Raw genomic sequence first — 22,452 nt, 5'->3', positions numbered from 1 at the left:
GTCAACCCTCCGCTGACAACCGATCAGGTCCGGTCTAGGCTGGGCCGGGTCCGAACCATCTCGACGGGGCGGGCCGGGCCGGCCGCGGGGTGGGAGATTCCGGGGTGCGGGCCTGCCGCAGGAGCACACGGGGGAAGAGCATTGTTCGAGGATCGGGAAGACGGCGAGCTCACCGAACTCACCGCGCACACCGAGTACATCGGGTACGACGGCGACGAGGAGGAGGGCGCCCCGCGCCGGTCGGCCTCGCGCCGGGTCTGGCAGCTGGCACTGGGCGGAGTCATCGCCGGGCTGGTCACGGTCGGCGGGTACGGTGCTTACAACCTGGTCGACGCCGTCTCGGGCGGCTCCCGGGGCGACGGCGACCACCCGGAGTCCACCGCCGTTGCGGCCATGGCCCAGCAGCCGCCGACCGCCGAGGAGGCCGATGCGGTGGCGCGGCAGTTCCTGGCGGCCTGGGGCAGGGGCGACGTCACGGCCGCGGCCTCCCTCACCAACCGTCAGGAGACGGCGCGCTCGGCCCTGTCGGCGTTCCGCGAGGCGCTGAAGCCGCGCTCGCTCGCCGCGACCGCGACGGGACCGGCACCCTCCGGGACGCCGAGCGAACCGACCGTCGGCTTCCGCGTGAAGGCCGAGTTCGAGGGCGCGGCCGGCGCCTGGGAGTACGACGGCGCGCTGAGCGTGGTCCGGGCCGCTGACGGCCGGGCGGTCGTCCGGTGGGCGCCGAACGTGATCCACCCGCACCTCGACACGGGCGAGACGATCGGCGTCCGGCTGCTGCCCACTGCCGCGGCGAAGCCGACCGACCGCAACGGCAAGCCGCTCGACGCCTTCCCCTCGCTCAAGTCCGTACTGCCCCAGATCGCTCCGCCCGCCGGTGCGGACTCCGTCGGCGGGAAGGCCGTGGTGATCACCGACGGCACCTCCAAGGCGCCGGAGCAGCTGTACGTCCTCACGCCGTCGAGCGCGCCGGAGGTCAGGCTCACCCTGGACGCCGGCCTCCAGCAGGTCGCGGAGGAGGCGGTGAAGCAGCAGTCGGCGGGCGGGAAGCCGGCCTCGCTGGTCGCCGTCCAGCCGAGCACCGGCCACATCCTCGCGATGGCGTTCTCCCCCACGGACAAGTTCAACCGGGCCGTCTCGGGCGGACAGCCCCCCGGCTCCACGATGAAGGTGATCACCTCGGCGGCCCTCCTGGAGGCCGGGGTCCGCCCGGACACCGTCGTGCCGTGCAAGGACACCGCCAACTCCCCGCGCCCCTGGCACAACGACGAACGCGGGGACTTCCCCGACTACACCCTCACCGACGACTTCACGCACTCCTGCAACACCGGCTTCATCGACAAGGGCCTGGAGAAGCTGCAGCTCGGCACGGTGCCGACGGTGGCCCGCGAGCAGTTCGGCCTCGGCCTGGAGTGGCACATCGGCATCGAGAGCCGGGACGCCACCGTCCCGGTGCCGACGACCAAGGACGAGGCGGCCGCCGAGTTCATCGGCCAGGGCACCGTCCAGGTGAGCTCGCTGGCGATGGCCTCGGTCGCCGCCACCGTGCAGAGCGGAACGTTCCGCCAGCCCGTCCTGGTCCCGGGCGCGAAGCGGGTGACGGCGCCCGGCAAGCTGCCGGAGGGCGTCGCCCGCGACCTGCGGACGATGATGTCCAGGACCGCGACCCAGGGCACCGCCCGTGCCCCGATGTCCGGGCTGACCGGCCAGATCGGCGCCAAGACCGGCACCGTCGAGGCGGGCCCCGGCAAGGGCACCAACAGCTGGTTCATCGCCTACCGCGGCGACCTCGCGGTCGCGGCCGAGGTCGAGGGCGGCGGCCACGGCAACAGCGCCGCCGGCGTGGCGGCCGCCCAGGTCCTCAAGGCCGGCGGAAAGGGCTGACGGCTACTCCCGACGGGAGTAGCCGACGGGAGCGGCCGTCGGAAGGACCCGGCCCCGACGGGGCCGACGACGGCCGCCCCGCCGTGCCCGCGCACGGCCGGCGTTTCCCGCACGCCCGCGGGGCGCCGACCGGAGTGCGGCTAGAGGGTCACCGGATCCCCGACCCGCGGCCGGGCGTACTCCGTCTCCCCCTTGAAGTCCAGCCACGAGTCGAAGTACTGCCGCCCGAGCTCGTTGAGGGTCGCGTCGTGGATCGGGAACGCCCGCACGGGCTTGACCGAGCGCACGAAGTCCAGCGCCTCGGCGAGCTTGAGCCAGGGCGCGGCAGCCGGAACGAGCAGCGTCGAAACGGGCAGCGGCGGCACGAACAGCGAGTCGCCGGGGTGGTAGACGTCGCCGTCGACGACGAAGCCGACGTTGGCGCAGCCGGGGAGTCCGTCGTAGGTCTCGGCGTGCTGCCCACCCACCACATCGAGGGTGAACCCGGCCACGGTAAGGCGTTGGCCGGGCTCGACGGTGATTGCGGCGCCGCCGAGCTCCGGCGCCTGCTCCAGCGCGGCCGGCGGCAGGTAGACCCTCAGGTCCGGGTTCCGCGCGCAGGCCGCCGCCAGCTTCTCGACGTCGAGGTGATCGGGGTGTTCATGGGTCACCAGGACGTAACAGGCCCCCTCCAGCGCCGATTCGGTGTCGGAGAAGGTTCCGGGATCGATGACCAGGGCCCGGCCCTCGGACTCCAGTCGCACACAGGCGTGTCCATATGTGATCAAGCGCATGCGCCCACTATGCCAGCCCGGCCGCACCGCCGTCTCGGCCGGCGCCGATGCTGCCCTGCCACTGGCGACGCCAACACCTCTGGAGCGCCGCGGACTTGCCTTCACGATCCTCATGACGGCAGATCAGCCCGATTACCCGTCCCGTGGATCGGCCCGGGACGCGCCGCCCGGGACGTCCGACTCAGGACGTCCGGCTCAGGGCGTCCGGCTCAGGGCGTCCGGCTCAGGACCATCATGCGCTCGGGGTTGGGCAGCGGCGTGAACCCCGCCTTCGCGTAGACCCCGTGGGCATCCTGGGTGGCGAGCAGGATGCGCCGGAGCCGGTACGGGGCCAGGTGGTCGCGGACCGCGCCGGCCAGCCAGGTGCCGAGCCCCCTGCCGCGGTGCGCAGGGGCGACGTAGACGTCGCAGAGCCACGCGAAGGTGGCCAGGTCGCTGACGATCCGCGCGTAGGCGACCTGGGCGCCCGCGGCGTCGTAGACACCGAAGTTGAGCGAGGCGCGCACCCCCTGCTCCACCGTCTCCCGGGCGACGCCCAGCGCCCAGTACGCATCGGTGGACAGCCAGTGGTGCACCAGGCCGACGTCGATGCGGCTCACGTCCGTGGACAGCTCGTAGCCGTCTTCCCTGATTGCGGTCATGAAAGGACAGCATAGAGAGGTTACTTGGAGATTCCAAGCACCAACTTGGTAGAACCAAGCAACCGTCGGCACCGCCGTCACCTAGCCGCCGGAGAACCGACCGACCGGCGTCCGACCGATCCGTGACCGATTCGGCCGCGCGCGGCCTCCCCTACCGTCGGAGACGACACCGAACGAGCCGCCCCGATGAAGGAGCACCCCCATGGCCGCCTACGCGATCGCCAACGTCCACGCCGTCGAGTTCGGGCCCGACATCGTCGAGTACCTGCAGCGGATCGACGCCACGCTGGAGCCCTTCGGCGGCCGGTTCCTCGTCCACGGAGGCCGGGTCGAGGCGGTGGAGGGCAGCTGGGGGCAGGACCTCATCATCATCGAGTTCCCCGACCACGACCGGCTGCGCGCCTGGTACGACTCCCCCGCCTACCAGGAGATCCTGCCCCTGCGCACCCGTCACATGACCGCCGACGTCGCCTTCGCCCACGGCACGCCCACCGGCTACCGCGGAGCCGACGCCCTGAAGCACTGACGTGCCGGAGCGGCGGCGCCGCCGCTCCGGCACCGCCCGGGCGCCGGACGGGAGCGAGAGGGCGGGGCCGACGGCCACCGCCCCTCCCCGACTGCCGGCGCGCTCCCCCGGCAACGGCGTGCCTACCGGGACGGGGCGCAGAAGGGCCGGTGAGCGGAGTGCCAGAGGGCGGCCTCCTCCTCGGACTCGGTGTGCTGGCCGGTCGCCTCGCAGTCCTGGCACGTGGTGGTGCCGGTCTCGGGGTCGAACGCGAACGGGTGGCGCGAGGTCACTGGCGGTCCCTTCGGGCGGGGTGGGGGCGGACGGTGGTGCGAGGCGGTACAGGACGACGCGAGGCCGTGCGCGCGGGTGTGGGATCCGACCGCGGAGCGCCCACACCGACCGCACCGCCGTCCCGTCGGGCCTGCGACTCCGGACGATCATTCCCCACCCAAGCTATCGAAACGCCCGCCACCGTCGACCGATACGAGCGAATGCGGCCCGAGCAGGAGCACCGCCCGTCCGTGGTCCGTCCGCCGCGCCCGGACGCCCCCACGGCCCCGATCGGTGAACACCCCCGAGCGGGCTCAGCGCACCCCGGCGTGGAGCTCCTCGATCAGCCGGACGACGGTATCCGGCTCACGCAGCGTCGGGTAGTGGTCGGACCCGGCAAGCCGGACCAACCGACAGCCGGGGATCCGGGCCGCCATCTCCTCGTTGCAGCGCACGACTTCCCGCTGGTCCAGCTCCCCCAGCGCCAGCAAGGTGGGCGGGGAGAGCTCCCCGAGCCGGTCGAAGGCCGGCGCGTCCGTGCCCTGGAAGCCGACGTTGCCGAACCAGGCGGGCAGCACGGACGCGAACTGGGCCGCGACGGCCGGATCGGTCTCGGGCGTGCCGCCTCCGGCCCTCCCCCAGATCCCCATCCCGAGCCGGACGATGCCGTCCATGTCCTGCTCGGCGACCAGGCGCTCCATCTCCTGGAAGAAGCCGGGCGGCACGAGCCCGTCGTACCCAGTGACTCCCGGGACGACCAGCGCCAGGCCCGCCACCCGCGCCGGCGCTTCCAGAGCGAGACTGATCGAGGTCGCCCCGCCCATGCTGGAGCCCACCAGCACCACCCGCTCCAGCCCGAAGTGGTCGAGCACCGAGGCCAAGTCCTCCACCTGCGAGTACGCGACCGTGGGCGCGGGCGAGCGTCCGTAGCCGCGGACGTCGTAGCGGATCACCCGGTGCCGCGCGGTCAGTGCCGGCAGGATCGGATCCCAGACCGTGGAGTCCCCGACTCCCGGGTGGAGCAGCACCAGCGGCAGCCCCTCACCGCCCGAATCGTCCGCCCAGACCTCACCGCCGCCGACGCGCACCATGGTTTCCATGTACCCAGTCTGACGGGGCGACACCAACCGCGCGAGCACGCATCCCGCCGGCGGCGCCGCCCCCACCCCCCGACCGCTGGGCCGGTTGCCCCGGCCGGGGCGCGCAGGGCAGGGAGCACGTCCCGCCCCACGCCCCGCCCCGCGAACCCCGAGCCGCGCGGTCACGACCTGCCACCGCCCGTGAGCGCCGCCTCCGCAGCGTCGAGGATCCTGCCGAAGACGTGGGCGATGACGGGCCCGGCGAGGCGGGTCACCGCCGCGCCGAAGGGGACCCGCGCCTGGAAGGCGGTCGTCCAGACGACTTCGGTGCCGCCCTCGACCTCGGTGAAGGTCATCCGGCCGAGCTCGTGCCGGGCCGGCGGGAAGCAGCGCTCGACGGTGTAGTCGAAGTCGTACGGCGGGTTGTAGGCGGTGACCCGCTCGCGGAACCACCCGATCACCCAGGTGTGCAGCCGCACCGCGCCCACCCCGTACGGCGCGCCCGCGCCCCGACGGGCCAGTCGCGCCCTGAGGACGAGCGGGGAACGGGTGTAGTTGCTGGTCGTGGCACACCAGTCGAACACGTCCGCGATCGGCGCTGCGATGACCCGTCGGACGGTCAAGGTCTCCATCGTTGCTGCCCCTTCTGCCGGTCGGCTCCGCCGCAGCCCCGTCAGCCGCGCGGACCAGGTAGACGGTGCGGCACGCGCGAACGTGACGCCGCCACCCGAGTGACGCGCAGCACACCCGCGTCCGAGACGGCCCAGGCGCCCGAGGCAGCCCTGCCCTGCCCTGCCTTACCCGGAAAACCGATCGGCGCACGCGGTGGTCGTCGGTAGGCTGCGCCGCATGTCGCAGCCGGTACAGCTTGTCGTCATGATCACCACTCTCCCCGGCCGCGGGTCGGAGCAGGCCGCCGCGTTCGAGCGGCTCGCGCCGATCGTGCGGGCCGAACCGGGGTGCCTGCAGTACGACCTGCACCGGGTCAGCGGTGAGCCCGACCGCTTCGTCCTGATCGAGCGGTGGGAGTCGGAGGCTGCCCTGGCCGCGCACGACGCCACCCCGCACATGGTCGAGGCCGACGCGGCGAGCCCGGCGTTCCGCGCCGGGCCGGCCGAGGTCGTCCGGCTCGTCGCCGAACCCGTGGCCTGACCGCGACCGGGGAGCGCCGGGGTCGCCCGTCCCCGGCCCCGGTCCCCGGCCGGGATGAACGGCCGGGATCAACGGCCGCGCGCGCCGCTGCGGACCGCACCTGCGCTCGCCGCCACGACCAGCGCGATCGCCAGGCACTGCACGGGCGCGAGCTCCTGACGGAGCACCACGAACCCGGCCAGGGCCGCGACGGCCGGCGCCAGGCTCATCAGCACCGCGAAGGTCGCGGCCGGCATCCGGCGCAGCGCCAGCAGCTCGAACGTGTAAGGCAGCCCGGAGGACATCACGGCCACGGCCGCGCCGAGCCCCAGCACCCCCGGGTCGAGCAGCCGCGTGCCCGCCGACGTGACGCCCAGCGGCAGGCTCACCAGCGCGGCCACGGCCATCGCCAGGGCGAGGCCGTCGAGGCCCGGGAAGCGTGCGCCGGCACGGGAGTTGAAGACGATGTAGGCGGCGCACATGACGCCCGCGCCGAGCGCGAACCCGGCGCCCGCCGGGCTGAGCCCGGCGAATCCGTCCGGCGCGAGCAGGACGGTGCCCGCCAGCGCGAGAGCGGCCCAGAGTGCGCCGGCCGCCCGACGCGCGGCGGTGGCCACGGAGAGCGCGAGCGGTCCGAGGACTTCGAGGGCGACCGCCGGGCCGAGCGGAATCCGGTCGATCGCCAGGTAGAAGAGGGTGTTCATGCCGCCGAGGGCGAGCCCGAATCCGGCGACCACCGCCCAGTCGGCCCGGGAACGGCCGCGCAGCCGGGGGCGGGTGACGGCGAGGAGCAGCGCGGCGGCGATCGTCACCCTCAGCGCCACCACGCCGAGCGCGCCCGCGCTGGGGAAGAGCAGCGCGGCGACGGCCGAGCCGAACTGCACGGAGAGCATGCCGGCCAGCATCAGCCCGAGGCCGGCGAGGCTGCTGGCACCGGTGCGGTGGGCGGAGCGCCGGCCGGTCCAGCGGGCAACGGAACGGCCGGCGCGGTGCGGGGTGAAACGGCCGGAGCGGTGGTCGGAGGAGCCGCCGGTGCGCACGGACCGGACGGGACCGGCAGGCGCCGCCGGGGATGTCACGTCTGTCATGCCTCCACGCTAGGAAGCCTCCCGAACCGTGGGAAATGCCGGTTGTCCAGTGGCTATGCTTCCCAGGCATGACCATGGAGTTGCGCCACCTCCGTGCCTTCCTCGCCATCGCCGAGGAGGGCACGATCACCCGCGCCGCCGCCCGTCTGCACACCGGCCAGCCCGCGCTCTCCCGGACGCTGCGTCAGCTGGAGACCCACCTCGGGGTCCGGCTGGTCGACCGCTCCACGCACCACCTGGAGCTCACCGCCGCGGGCCGCGTCCTCCGCGACCGGGCCGCCGCCGCGCTCGCCGCCGTCGACGCGGCCCTGGACCCCCGTACGCTCACGGCCCTGCCGCTGCGCGTCGGCCACCCGTGGCCCGCGCTCGGCGAGCGCACCGTGCCGCTGCTGCGCCGCTGGGACGAACGGCACCCCGGCGTACCGCTGGAGCTGCGCCGCATCGACGACCGCACGGCCGGGCTGACCCAGGGCAAGGTCGACGTCGCACTGCTGCGCGGCGAGCTGCCGGACCTCGGTCTGACCTCGGAAGTCCTCCTGGAGGAAGCGCGCGTCGCGGCGGTGCCAGCGGGCAGCGCCCTCGCCGAGCGCTCCACGCTCGCGCTCGCCGACCTCGCGCCGTGGCCGGTCGCCCTCAACACCGTCGCGGGTACGACCACGCTCGACCTCTGGTCCGGCACCGCCCGCCCCGCCAGCACCGTCGAGGTCGGCAACACCGACGAGTGGCTGACCGTCATCGCCGCGGGCCGCGCCGTGGGCATCACCACCTCGGCGACGCCCGAGCTCCATGCGCACCCCTCGGTCGCCTACCGGCCGCTGACCGACGCCCCGCCCGTCCCGCTGCTGCTGGTCTGGCGGTCCGGCGTCCCGGCGCACCCGGCGATCCCCGACCTGGTGCGGCTGGTCCGCGAGTTGGTGGCGGACGGCTGACCCGCACCGCCCGCCACAAGGCGGCTGCCGGGGCCACGCTCACTGCCCGGCGGCCTCGCGGGCGATCCGGTCGAACTGGGCGCCCATCGCCTCGGAGAGCGCCTGGGCCGCGGACAGCGGGCGGACCATGACGGTGAAGTCGTCGATCAGCCCTTCCTCGTCGAAGTGCAGGAAGTCGCAGCCCTGGATCTTCTTGCCCGCGACGGTCGCGGTGAAGACGAAGGCGTGGTCGCGGCCGTCCGGGCTCGCGATCTCGCGGACGTAGGTGAAGTCCTCGAAGACGCGCAGCACGCCGCGCAGGATCGCCGCGGTGATGGCCTTGCCCGGGTAGGGCTTGAACGCGACGGGGCTGGTGAACACCACCTCGTCGGCGAGCAGGGCCTCGATGGCCTTCTCGTCGCGGTCCTCGACGGCCTGGCGGAACGGGTGCATCGCAGCACTCCCCACTACTCAACAATGCGACTAGGTGTGCCTGCGAGTATGCGTGCGGCGCAGCCACGTGTCCAGACCTGGCCGACCCGGCCGGCCTGCCCAGACCCGTCCGACCTGGCCGACCCGGCGCCCGGGCACGCTGCACACGAGCCGCGATTAGTCACTTTGTTGACCAATGACCCGGGTGCTACGTTGACGCCATGGCTCTGCGGAACGCGTTGATGGCCGCCCTCCTGGACGGCGAGGCCTCCGGGTACGACCTCGCCAAGGGCTTCGACGCCTCGGTGGCCAACTTCTGGATGGCCACCCCCCAGCAGCTCTACCGCGAGCTGGAGCGCATGGAGGCCGAGGGGCTGATCGCGGCCCGCGTGGTCGAGCAGGAGCGGCGCCCCAACAAGCGCCTGTTCTCCCTCACCGACGCCGGCCTCGCCGCGGTCCACGCGTACACCGCCGAGCTCCCGAGCCGACCCAGCACCATCCGCGACGAACTCATGGTCAAGGTGCAGAGCGTCGACGCCGGCGACGCCGCCGCCGTACGGGCCGCCGTCGCCGAGCGGATGGAGTGGGCCCGCGCCAAGCTCGCGCGCTACGAACGCCTCCGGGCCAGGCTGCTCGACGGCCGCACCGAGGAGCAGCACCTCGCCGAGGCCGAGCGCATCGGCCCGTACCTCACCCTGCAGCGCGGCATGGCCTTCGAGCAGGAGAACATCCGCTGGGGCGAGACCGCCCTGCGCGTCCTCGACCAGCGGTCGGCCGTCCGCCGCTAACCCGCGCTGCCGCCGCCCCGCCCGGACCCGCGCGCTCCCGCCACCCGGGAGTCAGCCCCGCAGCACCGTCGCCTCGCGCTGCGCGGAGAGGAGCTCCTGCTGGCGCTGCAGCCGGGCGATCTGCTCCGCCAGGGAGTTCAGCCGCTCGTCCATGACCCCGAGCGACTTGGTGCAGGGGGCGACACCGGGCTCGTCGTCATGGGCGCAGGGCAGGAGCCGGCGGATCGCGTCGGTGGTCAGACCGGCATCGAGGAGGTCGCGGATGCGCAGCACGGTGGAGACCGCGTCCGGGGCGTAGCTGCGGTAGCCGTTGCTGTCCCGGTCGGGGTGGAGCAGGCCCTGTTCCTCGTAGTACCGGAGCAGTCGCGCCGGGACGCTCGTCCGGCGCGACAGGTCGCCGATGCGCATGGACTCGCGCTCCTCTCGAGGTCGACCGGCGGAATGAGTTCGGCAGCGCCGGAACTGACGACCCGACGGACTTGACCTTCACACCGGTGTGAATGGCTAGCGTCACCGGCATGAACGCGATCTCCACGCCCATGCATTCCCTGTCCCTGGCGACCGAGGTGTCCGGCTCCGGACCCGGCATCGTGCTCGCGCACGGCGCCTCCGGCGACATCCCGAGCAACTTCGGCCCCCTGATCCCGATCCTGGGCCGGGACCACACCGTCGTCGCCCCCTCCTACCCGGCCGACGACACTCCCCTGCAGCTGGACCGCCTCGCCGACGCCCTCGTCGAGAGCGCGGTCGGGGCGGGTGTCGAGACCTTCACGGTGGTCGGCTACTCGCTGGGCACGGCGGTGGCGGTCCGGGCCACCGCCCGCCACCCCGAGCGGGTGCGCGGGCTCGTCCTCGCGGCCGGATTCGCGAAGGCGGACAACCGGCTCCGGCTGCTGACGCAGCTGTGGCAGGACGCCCTGCGGCACGGCGATCTCGACGGCTTCGCCCGACTCGCCCTCACCACGGGCTTCGGCACCGACTTCGTCAACGCCCTGCCGCCCGAGGCGCTTCCGGCCCTGGTGTCCCAGGTGGCCGCGGCCGTCCCCGCCGGCACCCCGACCCAGGCCAGGCTGATCGCCGAGGCCGACACCACCGGTGACCTCCCCTCGATCACCGTGCCCACCCTGGTCGTCAACGCGACCGCCGACCTGCTGGTCTCCCCCGCCAACTCGCGCTTCCTGGCCGAGTCGATCCGCGGATCGGAGTACGCCGAGCTGCCCGTCGGCCACGTGCTCATGGCCGAGCAGCCCGAGCAGTGGCACGACCTGGTCACCGGCTTCCTGGCCCGCCACGGCCTCTGAGCACCGCACCACCGATCATCCGGACTCCGCCCGAGCCGCACGGCGCTCCCCCTCAGGACCCGCCCGGCCGTCCCGTCGCCGTGGCCGCAGCCAGGGCCGCGGCCACGGCGGTCTCCGGGCTGTCGGCCTCGATCGGACCGGGCGGCACCACCGGCGCCGGGCCGCCGGCGACCCGCCAGCCGCCTAGCGCGACCACCGGCCGGCCGGCACGGAGGGCGAGGGCGACCTCGCTGAGGGTTCCCCAGCTGCCGCCCACCGCGATGACGGCGTCCGCGGCGGCGACCACGAGGCCGTTGCGCAGCTGCCCCATCCCGGTGGGGAGCGCGATGGAGAGGTACGGGTTGGCGGCGGCGCGGTCCCGCCCCGGCAGCAGGCCCACCGAGATCCCGCCACCCGCACGGGCGCCCCGGGCCGCGGCGGCCATCACACCGTCCAGTCCGCCGCAGACGACGACGGCCCCGCGCTCGGCGAGCAGCCGGCCGACCGCCTCGGCGGCCGCGTCCTCCTCCGGCCCGACGTCACCCGGTCCGACGACGGCGACGTAGGGCGCGGAGGAGGGCGTGGAAGCGGTCACACCGCCAGCCTACGGCCGTGGGCTCAGGACAGGCAGCCGACGTGCGCGAGGGCGCGCTTCAGAAGCACGCCCTGGCCGCCGGGCATCTCCTGCTGCACCAGCGGCGAGGAGGCCTCCTGCGGGCTGAACCAGACCAGGTCGAGTGCGTCCTGGCGCGGCCGGCAGTCGCCCGCCACCGGGATGATGTAGGCGAGGGAGACGGCGTGCTGGCGGGGGTCGTGGAACTCGGTGATGCCCAGGGTCGGGAAGTACTCCGCGACGGTGAACGGCTGCAGCGAGGCCGGGATCCGGGGCAGCGCCACCGGTCCGAGGTCCTTCTCCAGGTGCCGCAGCAGTGCGTCGCGGATCCGCTCGTGGTGCAGCACGCGCCCGGAGACCAGCGTCCGGCTGACCGTCCCGTCCGGCCCGATCCGCAGCAGGAGCCCGATCTGGGTGACCTCGCCGGCGTCGTCGACGCGCACCGGCACGGCCTCGACGTACAGGATCGGCATCCGGGCCCGCGTGGTCTCCAGCTCCTCGGGGGCGAGCCAGCCGGGCGTGGTTTCCGTCGTGTCAGACATAGGGTGATCGTACGTTCCCCGGACTCCCCCGTACTGACGCCCCGCCAGCACGCCGGGCCGCCCCGCCGGGGCCCGCCACGGCCGCGGCGCGGCGCGCCGCCGGACGATCACCGATCGCGCGGCAACCGGTCACCCGCAGTATCCGGTCGCCCCCTGTACACGGGCCCATACTCTGTGCTGACATGTACGCGTCAACTTCGGGGTCGGCTCGGACCGGCACCACCGCGCCCACCCCGGCTCCGTGGACCATGGAAGGGGAAGCCCATGCTGCTCCGCGCACTGGCCGCGACGGGGATCGCCGCCGCATCGCTCACCGCCTCACCGGCCTCGGCCGGCACGCTCCCGACGCCGCCGGACAAGATCGTCATCGACGTCGCGACGGTCAACGGCTCCGGCTGTCCGGCAGGAACGGCCGCCGTGGCCGTCTCCGCGGACAACACCGCCTTCACCGTCACGTACAGCAGTTACCTCGCCCAGGTGGGGGTCGGCTCGAAGCCGACCGACTTCCGCAAGAACTGCCAGCTCAGCCTGGTCGTCCACGTCCCGCAGGGCTTCACGTACGCCATCGCCTCCGCCGACTACCGCGGCTTCGCCCACCTGGAGAAGGGTGCGAGCGGCACCCAGCGGGCCAACTACTACTTCCAGGGCCAGGCCCAGACCGCCTATCAGAACCACCGGTTCAACGGGCCGACCGACGACAACTGGCAGGCCACCGACGTCGTCGACGTCGCCGCCCTGGTCTACGCCCCCTGCGGCGAACAGCGCAACTTCAACATCAACACCGAACTGCGGGTCAGCGCCGGCACTTCGGACACCAGCCACACCACCAGCTTCATGACGATGGACTCGACGGACGGGGACATCAACACGGTCTACCACATGGCCTGGAAGCACTGCCCCTGATTCCACCTCCCCGGCGCAGCGCCGCAGTGCCCCGGCTGCGGCGCTGCGCCATGTCCGCTCCACGCCGGCCGCCGAGACCCACGACCCCGCACCCACGGATCGACGGCCGCCGCGCCCCACGGGCGAGCGTCGTCCCACCCTGATCAATCCGGCGACAGGACAAGCTCCTTGAGCGATCGGCAGGCAAATCCGTCCACGCTGTTGACAGAATTTCCAACAGTGGTGATCCTCATCACATCGAGTACGCGGGACATGACAGTCGGCCCGGCCGGGTGACCGTGTGCCTCTCGGGTGCCCTGGGCGGGCCGGCTGCGCGCGACCGCGTCGTCCGCTCGTCACAGACCTGAGTGGTGACCATGACGCAACTCCCCCACACGCACCCCCGACCGCAGCGACAACCCCGCCCCCTCACCCGCACCCGCCGCCGGAGCCGGAGCCGGAGCCGGTTCAGGATCGCCACGGTCCTGTCCGCGCTCCTCACCCTGTTCGCCGTGGTGCTCGCCGCTCCGGCGCCAGCCGCCTCGGGCGAGACCGGCTGGTGGGTCCCGACCGCACGCCCCGCGCCCGACTCGCAGATCAACGTCACGGGCGAGCCGTTCAAGGGCACCGACGCACAGGGGCACGTGCGCGGCTTCGTCGACGCGCACACCCACCTGATGTCCAACGAGGCGTTCGGCGGCCGCCTCATCTGCGGCAAGACGTTCTCCCCGCAGGGCATCGCCGACGCGCTGAAGGACTGCCCCGAGCACTACCCCGACGGATCGCTCGCCATCTTCGACCTCATCACCAAGGGCGGCGACGGCAAGCACGACCCCAACGGCTGGCCGACCTTCGTCGACTGGCCCGCCCACGACTCGATGACCCACCAGCAGAGCTACTACGCCTGGGTCGAGCGGGCGTGGCGCGGCGGCCAGCGGGTGCTCGTCAACGACCTGGTCACCAACGGCGTGATCTGCTCGGTCTACTTCTTCAAGGACCGCAGCTGCGACGAGATGACCTCCATCCGCCTGCAGGCCCAGAAGACGTACGAGCTGCAGGCCTACATCGACGCGATGTACGGCGGCCCGGGCAAGGGCTGGTTCCGGGTCGTCACCGACAGCGGCCAGGCCCGCGACGTCATCCAGCAGGGCAAGCTGGCGGTCGTCCTGGGCGTGGAGACCTCCGAACCCTTCGGCTGCAAGCAGATCCTGGACGTCGCGCAGTGCAGCCGCGCCGACATCGACCGCGGCCTGGACGAGCTCTACGGGCTCGGCGTGCGCAGCATGTTCCTCTGCCACAAGTTCGACAACGCGCTGTGCGGGGTCCGCTTCGACGAGGGCGCGCTCGGCACGGCGATCAACGCCGGCCAGTTCCTGTCGACCGGCACCTTCTGGAAGACGGAGACGTGCACGGGGCCGCAGCACGACAACCCGATCGGTCTGGCCCCGGCCCCGGCCGCCCAGGCGCTCCTGCCCCAGGGCGTGACGGTCCCGTCGTACGCCGCTGACGCCCAGTGCAACACCCGCGGCCTCACCGAGCTGGGCGAGTACGCCGTCCGCGGCATGATGAAACGCAAGATGATGCTCGAAGTGGACCACATGAGCGTCAAGGCGGCCGGCCGCGCCTTCGACATCCTGGAGTCCGAGTCGTACCCGGGCGTGATCTCCTCGCACAGCTGGATGGACCTCGACTGGACCGAGCGCGTCTACAAGATGGGCGGCTTCGTGGCCCAGTACATGCACGGTGCCGAGGGGTTCAGCTCGGAGGCCAAGCGCACCGACGCGCTGCGCGACAAGTACCACGTGGGCTACGGCTACGGCACCGACATGAACGGCGTCGGCGGCTGGCCCGGCCCGCGCGGCACGGACACCCCCAACCCGGTGCGGTACCCGTTCCGCAGCGTCGACGGCGGCTCGGTCATCGACCGCCAGACCACCGGCGAGCGGACCTGGGACATCAACACCGACGGCGCCGCGCACTACGGCCTCGTCCCGGACTGGATCGAGGACATCCGCCAGGTCGGCGGGCAGGACGTGGTGGACGACCTCTTCCGGGGCGCCGAGTCCTACCTCACCACCTGGGGGGCCTCGGAGCACCACCGCGCCTCGGTGAACCTCGCCGCGGGCGAGCCCACCGCGGCGAGCTCGACGGAGTGGTGGAACCCGTTCGTCAGCTACGCGTCCGGCCGCTCGGTGGACAGCGACACCGGCACCCGCTGGGCCAGCGAGTGGAGCGACGACCAGTGGCTGCGGATCGACCTCGGCTCCACCCAACTGGTCGGGCGCGTCACCCTGGACTGGGAGCGCGCCTACGGCCGGGCCTACCGGATCGAGGTCTCGACCGACGGCAGCACCTGGCAGTCCGTCTGGTCCACGACCACCGGCGACGGCGGCCTCGACACCGCACGCTTCGCCGGCGTCCCCGCCCGCTACCTGCGCATCCAGGGGCAGCAGCGGGGCACCCAGTGGGGCTACTCGCTCCACGAGGTCGGCGTCTACAGCATCTGACGCCCACCCCGCTCCCCCGCAGGCCCCCGGCAGCGCACCGCGCCGCCGGGGGCCTGTCACCGTCCGGACCGGCCCCCCGCCGACGGGCGGTCAGCAGATCCGGGGCAGCTGCTCCCCGAGCGGGAGGTCGACCACGCGGGTGCCGCCGAACGGCGTCCGGGCGACGACCATGCCGGGGTGCGCGGTGACGCACTCACCGATCACCGCGGCCCGCGCGCCCAACGGGTGGGCCCACATGGCGGCGAGGACGGCGTCCGCGTGCTCGCGCGGCACGAAGGCGACCAGCTTGCCCTCGTTGGCGACGTACATCGGGTCGAGCCCGAGGATGGCGCAGGCGTTGGCCACCTGCGGGGGTACGGGGATCGCCCGCTCGCTCACCGTGACGCCGACGCCGGCGGCCGACGCGATCTCGTTGAGCGCCGCGGCCAGGCCGCCCCGGGTGGGGTCCCGCAGGACGTGCAGGTCGGGGGTGACGGCCAGCATGGCCTCGACCAGGCCGCCGAGGGCGGCGCAGTCGCTCTGGATCTCCACCCCGAACTCCAGGCCCTCGCGCACGCTCATGATCGCGACCCCGTGCAGGCCGATCTCCCCGCTGACGATCACCACGTCGCCCGGGACGGCGCGCTGCGGCCTGATGTCCACCCCGGCCGGGACGAGGCCGATGCCGGCGGTGTTGAGGTAGATGCCGTCACCGTGGCCGGCCTCGACCACCTTGGTGTCCCCGGTGGCGACCTCCACCCCGGCCACCCGGGCGGCCGCGCCCAGTGCCCGGGCGACCCGGTCCACGACGGCCGTCTCCACGCCCTCCTCCAGGATGAAGCCGCAGGACAGGTAGGCGGCGCGGGCCCCGCTCATGGCGAGGTCGTTGACGGTGCCGTTGACCGCGAGGTCGCCGATGCTGCCGCCGGGGAAGAACAGCGGCCGGACGACGTAGGAGTCGGTGGAGAAGGCGAGCCGGGCGCCGCCGAGCTCCAGGACGGCGGAGTCGCCGAGCTGGGCGAGCACCCGGCCGCCGAACGCCGGGGCGAAGACGTTCTCCACCAGCTCGGCCGACATGGCCCCGCCCCCGCCGTGGCCCATCACCACCCGCGGATGGTCCCGCAGGGGAACCGGGCAGCTCCACCCAAAGAAGTCCGGCGCCCCGGACGGCGCCTCGGACGGCACCTGCGACGGCGCCCCGGACGGCGCCACCGCGGGCGCAGCGGCCGGCGCCACCCCGGGCACGGCGGACGACGCGGCGGTCAGGGTCTCGGTCTCAGCCAACGGGGCTCGCCTCCCGGGGAACGCCCGGCGTGCTCAGCCGCCGGTAGAGGTAGTACGCGGCGCAGGCCCCCTCGCTGGACACCATGGTGGCGCCGAGCGGGGTCCGCGGGGTGCAGGTGGTGCCGAAGGCCTCGCACTGGTCCGGCTTCAGCAGGCCCTGCAGGACTTCGCCGGCCCGGCACTGCTCGGGCTCGCGGGTTCTGATCCCGGCCACGTCGAAGCGCTGCTCGGCATCGAACTCCCGGTAGCGGGGCGAGAGTTGCCAGCCGCTCCGCGGGATGACGCCGATGCCGCGCCAGGACCGGTCGGTCACCTCGAAGACGTCCTCCAGCACGGCGAGGGCCGCCGGGTTGCCCTCGGGCCGGACGGCCCGCGCGTAGGCGTTCTCGACGGTGTGCTCGCCGCGCTCCAACTGCCGTACGGTGCGCCGGATCCCCTCCAGGATGTCCAGCGGCTCGAAGCCGGTGACCACGATCGGCACCCGGTGGCGCTCGGCCAACGCGGGGTACTCGGCCGTGCCCATCACGCTGCACACGTGCCCGGCGGCGAGGAAGCCCTGGACCCGGCAGTCCGGCGAGTTCATGATCGCCTCGATGGCGGGGGGCACCCGCACGTGCGAGACGAGCATGCTGAAGTTGCGGACGCCCTGCTTCTTCGCCTGGACGACGGCCATCGCGTTGGGCGGGGCGGTGGTCTCGAAGCCGATGCCGAAGAACACGACCTCGCGGTCCGGGTTCTCCCGGGCGATCCGGAGCGCGTCGAGCGGCGAGTACACCACCCGGACGTCACCGCCCTCACCGCGGACCCGGAAGAGGTCGCGGTCGGTGCCCGGCACCCGCAGCATGTCGCCGAACGAGCAGAAGACCACCCCCGGCCGGGCGGCGATCGCCAGGGCGCGGTCGATCACCTCCAGCGGCGTGACGCAGACCGGGCAGCCCGGCCCGTGGATCAACTCGACCTCCTTCGGAAGCAGTTGGTCGATCCCGTGCCGGATGATGGTGTGCGTCTGCCCGCCGCACACCTCCATCAGCGCCCACGGCCGGGTGACCGTCGCCCTGATGTCGGCGAGCAGCCCGCCGGCCAACTCCGGGTTCTGGAAGTCCTCCAGGTACTTCACTGCAGCTCCTCCTTCATCGGGCCGCCCGCCGCCGCCTCCCAGGGATCGCCGAACTCCTCTTGCAACAGGCCGAGTTCGGCGAAAAGGTCGAGCGTCCGGCGCGCCGACTCCTCGTCCAGGCGCTGCAGCGCGAAGCCGACGTGCACGATCGCGTACTCACCCACCTCCAGGTCGGGCAGGTACTCAAGGCAGACGTCCTTGACGACCCCGCCGAAGTCCACCACCGCCATCCGGGCCCCGTCGCGCTCCATGATCTCCATCACCCTTCCGGGCACCGCCAGGCACATGCGGCTCTCTCCTCTCAGGTGGCGGCCGAGCCGGCGGCGGCCCGGGCGGCCACCATCAGCTGGCCGAGCGCCAGTCCTCCGTCGTTGGGCGGCACCCGGCGGTGCCGCAGCACGGTGAATCCGTCCGCCGTCAGGCCGCGCGAACAGGCCGAGGACAGCAGCGCGTTGGCGAAGACGCCGCCGGACAGCGCGACCGTCCCGGTGCCGTGCCGCTCCCGGGCGGTCCGGCAGACCGTGCGGACCAGATCGGCCACCGCGCCGTGGAAGCGCGCTGCGACCAGGCCCGTCGGGGCGCCGGCGGCGAGGTCGGCCAGGGCGCCGGCGAACACCGGCGCCGGGTCCGCGACCAACGCCCCGTCCACCGGCCGCAGACCGAACGCGTAGCCCTCGGCGGGGCCGTGCGCCAGCGCCGCGGCCTCCAGCTCGATCGCCGCCTGCGCCTCGTACTCGGCCCGCTGGCAGACGCCGGCCAGCGAGGACACCGCGTCGAAGAGCCGCCCCATGCTGGACGTCGGGACGCAGTTCAGTGACCGCTCCAACTGACGCTCCAGCACACGGAGTTCGTCCTCGGGGCAGGCCTTCACCGGCGGCAGTTCAGCAGCCCACGGGAGGCCCGCGGCGCGCAGGTGGGCGAGCGCCGTCCGGTACGGACGGACCACGGCCGCGTCCCCGCCCGGCAGCGGGACGTAGGCGAGGTGGGCGAGGCGGCTGTAGCCGTCGTAGTCGGCCAGCAGGACCTCGCCGCCCCAGACGGCACCGTCGTCACCGTAGCCGGTGCCGTCGAAGGCGACGCCGATGACCGGGTGGCCGCCGTCCAGGCCGTGCTCGGCCATGACCGAGGCGATGTGCGCATGGTGGTGCTGCACCGTCCGGACCTCCCGCCGGCCGGCGCCCGCCCGGGCGTGCCGGACGGACCGGTAGCCGGGGTGCCGGTCCACGGCCAGCAGCTCGGGCCGGACGCCGGTGACCGCGCCGAGGTGCGCCACCGCCCGGTCGAAGGCGTCGAGGGTGGCGAGGTCGTCCATGTCCCCGATGTGGCCGGACAGCCATGCGTAGCCGTCCTGCGCGAGCGCGAAGGTGTTCTTGAGGTCGCCGCCGACGGCCAGCACGGGCCGGACCGGCACCGGGAGCGGCAGGGGCAGCGGCGCGTACCCGCGCGAGCGGCGCACCGGCAGCTGCTCGCCGTCCACGACCCGCACCACCGAGTCCTCGCAGGGCACGTGGATGGGCCGGTCGTGCGTCAGCCAGGCGTCGACCAGCGGCGCGAGCCGGGCGAAGGCGTCCCGGTCGTCGGTGACGATGGGCTCGCCGGACAGGTTGGCGCTGGTCATCACCAGCAGGCCGGGGCCGGGCGGGGCGAGCAGCAGGTGGTGCAGCGGCGTGTACGGCAGCATCACCCCGAGGTCGGGGCTGCCCGGCGCCACCCCCTCCGGCGCGGCGTCCGACGGCGTCGACGACGACCCGGGCCGACCCGACGACGGCCCGGCGCACCGGCGCAGCAGCACGATCGGCCGCGCGGGCCCGGTCAGCAGCTCCACCTCCGCCGGCCCCGGGCGGACCAGCCCGGCGAGCTCGCCGAGGTCGCGGGCCATCAGGGCGAAGGGCTTGGCCCCGCGCCGCTTGCGCCGGCGGAGCCGGGCGACGGCTCCGCCGTTGCGCGCGTCACAGGCCAGGTGGTAGCCGCCGAGTCCCTTGACGGCCAGGATCGCCCCGGCCCGCAGCAGCCGCCGGGCCTCGGTGAGCGCCTCCTCGCCGTCCAGCATGGGCAGTCCGGGCATCACGAGCGCGAGTCCGGGCCCGCAGGCGTGGCAGGCGACGGGCTGGGCGTGGAAGCGCCGGTCGGCGGGATCGCGGTACTCCCGGGCGCAGTCCGGGCACATCGGGAACTCGGCCATGGTGGTGTTGGCCCGGTCGTACGGCAGGCCGGTGACGATGGTGTGGCGGGGCCCGCAGTTGGTGCAGCTGATGAACGGGTGGCGGTAGCGGCGGTCGGCGGGGTCGGCCAGTTCGGCCAGGCAGTCCGCGCAGGTCGCGGTGTCCGGGGGGATCAGCGTCAGCTGCGGGCCGTCGGTCCGCGACGGGGCGATGGCGAAGCCCGACGCCCCGGTCGGGGCGAGCGGCTCGTGCTCCACCGAGGCGACCTGCGCCAGCGGTGGCGCGTCGCCGGCAACCCGGCGGCAGAAGGCGGCCACCGCCTCCGGCCGCCCCTCCACCTCGGCCAGCACCCCCTGGCCGGTGTTGGTGACGCTGCCGGCCAGGCCGAGCTCGGTGGCGAGGGTGTAGACGAACGGCCGGAAGCCGACGCCCTGGACGAGTCCGCGGACGGCGACCCTGCGCCGCTCCACGACGACCCGGGGCTGACCGGCCGTCACGACGGTTCCGCCACCCGGGCGTGCGGGTGCGCGTGCCCGTCGGCGGGGCCGTGGGCGTGCGCGTGGTCGTCCCCGTGGACGTGCCCGTCCACGTGCCGGTGCCCGTCCCCGACCCCGTGCGTGTCCCCGTGCGCCTGCCCGTGCGCCGGCGAGGACGGGAGCGACGGCGAGGGGGCGTGCGCGTGCCCGTGCGACGCCGCGGCAGTGCCCGCCATGACCGGCCGGTGCACCGCGCCGCCGTCCAGCACCGCGAGGGCCCGCTCCAGCAGCACCCCCACCCCCTGCCCGGTCCGGGCCGAGGTGAACAGCACCTCCACCCCCGGGTTGACCCGCGCGACGCTCGCCAGGAACGCGGCCTCGTCGAACTCCACCGCCTCCGCGAGGTCCGCCTTGGTCACCAGCACCAGGTTGGCCAGCCCGAACGCGGTCGGGTACTTGAGCGGCTTGTCCTCCCCCTCGGTGGTGGAGGCGAGCACCACCCGCAGCGACTCCCCGAGGTCGTACGAGGCCGGGCAGACCAGGTTGCCGACGTTCTCCACGAACAGCAGCCGGGTGTCGGACGGCAGCCAGCCCACCAGGTGCTCACGGAGCATCGCGGTCTCCAGGTGGCAGAGCCCGTCGGTGAGCACCTGCTTGACCGGTGCGCCCGACCGGGCCAGCCGCACCGCGTCGTTCTCGGTCGCGAGGTCCGCGGTGAGGGCCGCGACCGGCACACCGCGCCGCCGGGCCAGCCCGAGCTCGGCCTCCAGCAGCGCCGTCTTCCCGCTGCCGGGGCTGGAGAGCAGGTTCACCGCGACGGTTCCGCGGGCCGCAAGTTCGGCGCGCAGCTCCCGCGCGCCGTCGTCGTTGCGGGCCAGGACCGCCTGCCGGAGTTCCACCGTGCGACACATCGTTCTCAGCCTTTCCGATCGGCCCGGACGCCGGTGGGGTCCTCCGCCCACTCGACGCCGAGGATCTGCAGCTCCCGGCCGGCCAGCAGTTCGACGTCGCCGCCGGCGCAGTGCGGACAGCCCAGGTCGGGCGGCATGCCCACCGCCCACTCGACGCCGCACGGGGAGCACTTCGCGCGGGCCGGCACCGCCTCGGTCTCCAGGACCGCGCCCTCCACCAGCGTTCCGGCGCAGGCGAGTTCGAAGCAGAAGTCCAGGGCGGAGGGCACCACCCCGGCGAGTTCGCCCACCTGGAGGCGGACCTTGGCCACGCCGTCCGCTCCGTGCTCGCGGGCGGCCGCGTCCACCTGCTCGACCACCGCCGTCGCGATCGACATCTCGTGCACCGGCCCCGCTCCCGCCGTTGGAGGCAACAGGGTTCATTACAGGGCGCGGTGGCGGGCATCGGCCGGGAGCCGCGCCGCCACCGCGCCCGGAGTACGCCGTTCGCCGCAACGCGGCGTCCGGCCCGTCCCGGGTCGGGCCTCACATCCGCATGATCCGCAGATAGCGCTTCAGGTCGGGCAGGCTCTGCCAGACCAGGGCCGCGGCCGCGGCCACCACGGCCGCGCAGAACACGTTCTTCAGCATGGTGACGCCTCTCTCTTCGCTTGGGTGTCCGCCCCGACCACCCGCAGGATCACGCCGACCGCCTCCTCGACGGCGGCGGCCACCGGGGCACTCAGCCCGATGCCCTCCTCCAGTGACGCCGGCTCGCACCCCACCACGAGGACCTGCCCGGGCGGGCTGCCGCCCGTACCGGCGGCCAGCGTGGCGAGGAGTGCGAGCACCGCGTCCGGGCCCATCCGGTGCCCGTCCAGCACGGGCGCCCGAGCCGGGCCCGACGCCTCGCCCCCGGAGCTCTCGACCGGCCCGGAATCCGGCTCGATCAGGTAGACCGTGCCGGGCTCGCCACCGCGCGCGGTGGCGTCGACGAGCACCAGCATCCGGTAGCCGTCCAGCAGCTGGTAGGCCAGGTGCACGCCGCGCACGCCGACGTCGAGGACCTCGACGTCCTCCGGCAGCGGCCGGCCGGCCAGCCGCCGCACCGCCTCCACGCCGAACCCGTCGTCGCCCAGGAAGATGTTGCCCACCCCGGCGACCAGCACCCGGCCCTCCCTGGCCGGCACCCCGTCCGCCATTCGTTCCGTCCGCTCC

Annotated in this window: 26 protein-coding genes; 8 read left to right on the top strand and 18 right to left on the bottom strand. The window is 73.8% G+C overall.

The features are described 5' to 3' along the window. Positions 1-141 precede the first annotated feature (141 nt). The gene (locus tag RMN57_RS36410; RefSeq protein ID WP_313767574.1) at positions 142-1,884 is read left to right on the top strand and encodes a penicillin-binding transpeptidase domain-containing protein; all 1,743 of its coding nucleotides are present in this window, start codon (positions 142-144) and stop codon (positions 1,882-1,884) included. A 140-nt stretch (positions 1,885-2,024) separates the two neighbouring features. Here the strand turns inward: RMN57_RS36410 and RMN57_RS36405 are convergent, their stop codons facing one another. Both RMN57_RS36405 and RMN57_RS36400 read right to left on the bottom strand, forming a co-directional pair. After that, entirely contained in the window at positions 2,025-2,657 is a 633-nt protein-coding gene (locus RMN57_RS36405) for an MBL fold metallo-hydrolase (protein ID WP_313767573.1), read from the bottom strand. Positions 2,658-2,866: 209 nt separating this feature from the next. After that, positions 2,867-3,298, bottom strand: coding sequence for a GNAT family N-acetyltransferase (locus tag RMN57_RS36400; RefSeq protein WP_313767572.1), 432 nt, complete (start codon positions 3,296-3,298; stop codon positions 2,867-2,869). Positions 3,299-3,500: 202 nt separating this feature from the next. Here RMN57_RS36400 and RMN57_RS36395 point away from each other — a divergent pair, with 202 nt between their 5' ends. Next, on the top strand, positions 3,501-3,824 hold the full coding sequence (locus RMN57_RS36395; protein WP_313767571.1) for a DUF1330 domain-containing protein: 324 nt from the start codon (positions 3,501-3,503) through the stop codon (positions 3,822-3,824). A gap of 122 nt (positions 3,825-3,946) precedes the next feature. Here RMN57_RS36395 and RMN57_RS36390 read toward each other — a convergent pair whose 3' ends face one another. The 3 genes from RMN57_RS36390 to RMN57_RS36380 all read right to left on the bottom strand — a co-directional run bounded on the left by RMN57_RS36390 (position 3,947) and on the right by RMN57_RS36380 (position 5,787). Beyond that, positions 3,947-4,096: a hypothetical protein gene (locus tag RMN57_RS36390; protein WP_238949446.1), complete on the bottom strand. Its 150-nt coding sequence runs from the start codon at positions 4,094-4,096 to the stop codon at positions 3,947-3,949. 294 nt (positions 4,097-4,390) lie between these two features. After that, positions 4,391-5,176, bottom strand: a complete 786-nt coding sequence (locus RMN57_RS36385; RefSeq protein ID WP_313767570.1) for an alpha/beta hydrolase — start codon at positions 5,174-5,176, stop codon at positions 4,391-4,393. Positions 5,177-5,337: 161 nt separating this feature from the next. Further along, the gene (locus RMN57_RS36380) at positions 5,338-5,787 is read right to left on the bottom strand and encodes an SRPBCC family protein (protein ID WP_313767569.1); all 450 of its coding nucleotides are present in this window, start codon (positions 5,785-5,787) and stop codon (positions 5,338-5,340) included. 244 nt (positions 5,788-6,031) lie between these two features. On the opposite strand from RMN57_RS36380, the gene RMN57_RS36375 reads away from it, so the two are divergent. Next, positions 6,032-6,307, top strand: coding sequence for a putative quinol monooxygenase (locus tag RMN57_RS36375; protein ID WP_313767568.1), 276 nt, complete (start codon positions 6,032-6,034; stop codon positions 6,305-6,307). Between the two features lie 68 nt (positions 6,308-6,375). Here RMN57_RS36375 and RMN57_RS36370 read toward each other — a convergent pair whose 3' ends face one another. Continuing rightward, positions 6,376-7,374 carry an EamA family transporter gene (locus tag RMN57_RS36370; protein ID WP_313767567.1) on the bottom strand — a complete coding sequence of 333 codons (999 nt, stop codon included), beginning with the start codon at positions 7,372-7,374 and terminating at the stop codon, positions 6,376-6,378. A 68-nt stretch (positions 7,375-7,442) separates the two neighbouring features. On the opposite strand from RMN57_RS36370, the gene RMN57_RS36365 reads away from it, so the two are divergent. Next, entirely contained in the window at positions 7,443-8,303 is an 861-nt protein-coding gene (locus tag RMN57_RS36365; protein ID WP_313767566.1) for a LysR family transcriptional regulator, read from the top strand. 39 nt (positions 8,304-8,342) lie between these two features. Here RMN57_RS36365 and RMN57_RS36360 read toward each other — a convergent pair whose 3' ends face one another. Next, positions 8,343-8,735: a nuclear transport factor 2 family protein gene (locus RMN57_RS36360; protein ID WP_313767565.1), complete on the bottom strand. Its 393-nt coding sequence runs from the start codon at positions 8,733-8,735 to the stop codon at positions 8,343-8,345. Between the two features lie 200 nt (positions 8,736-8,935). Here RMN57_RS36360 and RMN57_RS36355 point away from each other — a divergent pair, with 200 nt between their 5' ends. Further along, positions 8,936-9,502 (top strand): PadR family transcriptional regulator, encoded by a 567-nt coding sequence (locus tag RMN57_RS36355; RefSeq protein WP_313767564.1) that lies wholly within the window; start codon positions 8,936-8,938, stop codon positions 9,500-9,502. Positions 9,503-9,553: 51 nt separating this feature from the next. Here the strand turns inward: RMN57_RS36355 and RMN57_RS36350 are convergent, their stop codons facing one another. Then, positions 9,554-9,910 carry a MerR family transcriptional regulator gene (locus RMN57_RS36350; RefSeq protein WP_313767563.1) on the bottom strand — a complete coding sequence of 119 codons (357 nt, stop codon included), beginning with the start codon at positions 9,908-9,910 and terminating at the stop codon, positions 9,554-9,556. A gap of 110 nt (positions 9,911-10,020) precedes the next feature. Between RMN57_RS36350 and RMN57_RS36345 the strand changes: the two genes are divergently transcribed. Next, positions 10,021-10,803, top strand: a complete 783-nt coding sequence (locus tag RMN57_RS36345) for an alpha/beta hydrolase (protein ID WP_313767562.1) — start codon at positions 10,021-10,023, stop codon at positions 10,801-10,803. A 52-nt stretch (positions 10,804-10,855) separates the two neighbouring features. On the opposite strand, the gene RMN57_RS36340 is transcribed toward RMN57_RS36345, so the two are convergent. Together RMN57_RS36340 and RMN57_RS36335 are read right to left on the bottom strand one after the other, a co-directional pair. Continuing rightward, on the bottom strand, positions 10,856-11,377 hold the full coding sequence (locus RMN57_RS36340; protein ID WP_313767561.1) for a TIGR00725 family protein: 522 nt from the start codon (positions 11,375-11,377) through the stop codon (positions 10,856-10,858). 23 nt (positions 11,378-11,400) lie between these two features. After that, complete coding sequence (locus tag RMN57_RS36335; protein ID WP_238949493.1) at positions 11,401-11,937, bottom strand: NUDIX hydrolase family protein; 537 nt, start codon at positions 11,935-11,937, stop codon at positions 11,401-11,403. Between the two features lie 264 nt (positions 11,938-12,201). On the opposite strand from RMN57_RS36335, the gene RMN57_RS36330 reads away from it, so the two are divergent. After that, positions 12,202-12,840, top strand: a complete 639-nt coding sequence (locus tag RMN57_RS36330; protein WP_313767560.1) for a DUF4360 domain-containing protein — start codon at positions 12,202-12,204, stop codon at positions 12,838-12,840. Between the two features lie 356 nt (positions 12,841-13,196). Continuing rightward, positions 13,197-15,326 carry a discoidin domain-containing protein gene (locus RMN57_RS36325; RefSeq protein ID WP_313767559.1) on the top strand — a complete coding sequence of 710 codons (2,130 nt, stop codon included), beginning with the start codon at positions 13,197-13,199 and terminating at the stop codon, positions 15,324-15,326. A 90-nt stretch (positions 15,327-15,416) separates the two neighbouring features. Here RMN57_RS36325 and hypE read toward each other — a convergent pair whose 3' ends face one another. The 8 genes from hypE to RMN57_RS36290 all read right to left on the bottom strand — a co-directional run bounded on the left by hypE (position 15,417) and on the right by RMN57_RS36290 (position 22,436). Continuing rightward, positions 15,417-16,490 (bottom strand): hydrogenase expression/formation protein HypE, encoded by a 1,074-nt coding sequence (gene hypE, locus RMN57_RS36320; protein WP_313768081.1) that lies wholly within the window; start codon positions 16,488-16,490, stop codon positions 15,417-15,419. 91 nt (positions 16,491-16,581) lie between these two features. After that, the gene (gene hypD, locus RMN57_RS36315) at positions 16,582-17,706 is read right to left on the bottom strand and encodes a hydrogenase formation protein HypD (RefSeq protein ID WP_313767558.1); all 1,125 of its coding nucleotides are present in this window, start codon (positions 17,704-17,706) and stop codon (positions 16,582-16,584) included. Beyond that, positions 17,703-17,993 (bottom strand): HypC/HybG/HupF family hydrogenase formation chaperone, encoded by a 291-nt coding sequence (locus tag RMN57_RS36310; protein ID WP_313767557.1) that lies wholly within the window; start codon positions 17,991-17,993, stop codon positions 17,703-17,705. The genes hypD and RMN57_RS36310 overlap by 4 nt, the downstream gene beginning before the upstream one ends. Positions 17,994-18,007: 14 nt before the next feature. Then, entirely contained in the window at positions 18,008-20,365 is a 2,358-nt protein-coding gene (gene hypF, locus RMN57_RS36305; RefSeq protein ID WP_313767556.1) for a carbamoyltransferase HypF, read from the bottom strand. Next, positions 20,362-21,255 carry a hydrogenase nickel incorporation protein HypB gene (gene hypB / locus RMN57_RS36300; RefSeq protein ID WP_313767555.1) on the bottom strand — a complete coding sequence of 298 codons (894 nt, stop codon included), beginning with the start codon at positions 21,253-21,255 and terminating at the stop codon, positions 20,362-20,364. Before hypB ends, hypF begins: the two co-directional genes overlap by 4 nt. 5 nt (positions 21,256-21,260) lie before the next feature. Continuing rightward, positions 21,261-21,641, bottom strand: coding sequence for a hydrogenase maturation nickel metallochaperone HypA (hypA, locus tag RMN57_RS36295; protein WP_313767554.1), 381 nt, complete (start codon positions 21,639-21,641; stop codon positions 21,261-21,263). Positions 21,642-21,780: 139 nt separating this feature from the next. Next, positions 21,781-21,885, bottom strand: a complete 105-nt coding sequence (locus RMN57_RS37165; protein WP_380236903.1) for a DUF6893 family small protein — start codon at positions 21,883-21,885, stop codon at positions 21,781-21,783. Further along, positions 21,879-22,436 (bottom strand): hydrogenase maturation protease, encoded by a 558-nt coding sequence (locus RMN57_RS36290; protein WP_313768080.1) that lies wholly within the window; start codon positions 22,434-22,436, stop codon positions 21,879-21,881. The genes RMN57_RS37165 and RMN57_RS36290 overlap by 7 nt, the downstream gene beginning before the upstream one ends. Between the last annotated feature and the right edge of the window lie 16 nt (positions 22,437-22,452).

It is taken from the genome of Kitasatospora sp. CM 4170 (assembly GCF_032110285.1).
Taxonomy (GTDB): Bacteria; Actinomycetota; Actinomycetes; order Streptomycetales; family Streptomycetaceae; genus Kitasatospora; species Kitasatospora aburaviensis.
This window is presented reverse-complemented; position numbering and strand designations above follow the sequence as displayed.

Excerpts from the sequence above, each read along its gene's own strand:
- RMN57_RS36365 (WP_313767566.1), top strand. The coding sequence starts at position 7,443 with ATGACCATGGAGTTGCGCCACCTCCGTGCCTTCCTCGCCATCGCCGAG.
- RMN57_RS36310 (WP_313767557.1), bottom strand. The coding sequence starts at position 17,993 with ATGTGCCTGGCGGTGCCCGGAAGGGTGATGGAGATCATGGAGCGCGAC.
- RMN57_RS36350 (WP_313767563.1), bottom strand. The coding sequence starts at position 9,910 with ATGCGCATCGGCGACCTGTCGCGCCGGACGAGCGTCCCGGCGCGACTG.
- hypB (WP_313767555.1), bottom strand. The coding sequence starts at position 21,255 with ATGTGTCGCACGGTGGAACTCCGGCAGGCGGTCCTGGCCCGCAACGAC.
- RMN57_RS36345 (WP_313767562.1), top strand. The coding sequence starts at position 10,021 with ATGAACGCGATCTCCACGCCCATGCATTCCCTGTCCCTGGCGACCGAG.
- RMN57_RS36330 (WP_313767560.1), top strand. The coding sequence starts at position 12,202 with ATGCTGCTCCGCGCACTGGCCGCGACGGGGATCGCCGCCGCATCGCTC.
- RMN57_RS36335 (WP_238949493.1), bottom strand. The coding sequence starts at position 11,937 with ATGTCTGACACGACGGAAACCACGCCCGGCTGGCTCGCCCCCGAGGAG.
- RMN57_RS36380 (WP_313767569.1), bottom strand. The coding sequence starts at position 5,787 with ATGGAGACCTTGACCGTCCGACGGGTCATCGCAGCGCCGATCGCGGAC.
- RMN57_RS36400 (WP_313767572.1), bottom strand. The coding sequence starts at position 3,298 with ATGACCGCAATCAGGGAAGACGGCTACGAGCTGTCCACGGACGTGAGC.
- RMN57_RS36370 (WP_313767567.1), bottom strand. The coding sequence starts at position 7,374 with ATGACAGACGTGACATCCCCGGCGGCGCCTGCCGGTCCCGTCCGGTCC.
- RMN57_RS36355 (WP_313767564.1), top strand. The coding sequence starts at position 8,936 with ATGGCTCTGCGGAACGCGTTGATGGCCGCCCTCCTGGACGGCGAGGCC.
- RMN57_RS36395 (WP_313767571.1), top strand. The coding sequence starts at position 3,501 with ATGGCCGCCTACGCGATCGCCAACGTCCACGCCGTCGAGTTCGGGCCC.
- RMN57_RS36375 (WP_313767568.1), top strand. The coding sequence starts at position 6,032 with ATGATCACCACTCTCCCCGGCCGCGGGTCGGAGCAGGCCGCCGCGTTC.
- RMN57_RS37165 (WP_380236903.1), bottom strand. The coding sequence starts at position 21,885 with ATGCTGAAGAACGTGTTCTGCGCGGCCGTGGTGGCCGCGGCCGCGGCC.
- RMN57_RS36290 (WP_313768080.1), bottom strand. The coding sequence starts at position 22,436 with ATGGCGGACGGGGTGCCGGCCAGGGAGGGCCGGGTGCTGGTCGCCGGG.
- RMN57_RS36360 (WP_313767565.1), bottom strand. The coding sequence starts at position 8,735 with ATGCACCCGTTCCGCCAGGCCGTCGAGGACCGCGACGAGAAGGCCATC.
- RMN57_RS36405 (WP_313767573.1), bottom strand. The coding sequence starts at position 2,657 with ATGCGCTTGATCACATATGGACACGCCTGTGTGCGACTGGAGTCCGAG.
- RMN57_RS36385 (WP_313767570.1), bottom strand. The coding sequence starts at position 5,176 with ATGGAAACCATGGTGCGCGTCGGCGGCGGTGAGGTCTGGGCGGACGAT.
- RMN57_RS36325 (WP_313767559.1), top strand. The coding sequence starts at position 13,197 with ATGACGCAACTCCCCCACACGCACCCCCGACCGCAGCGACAACCCCGC.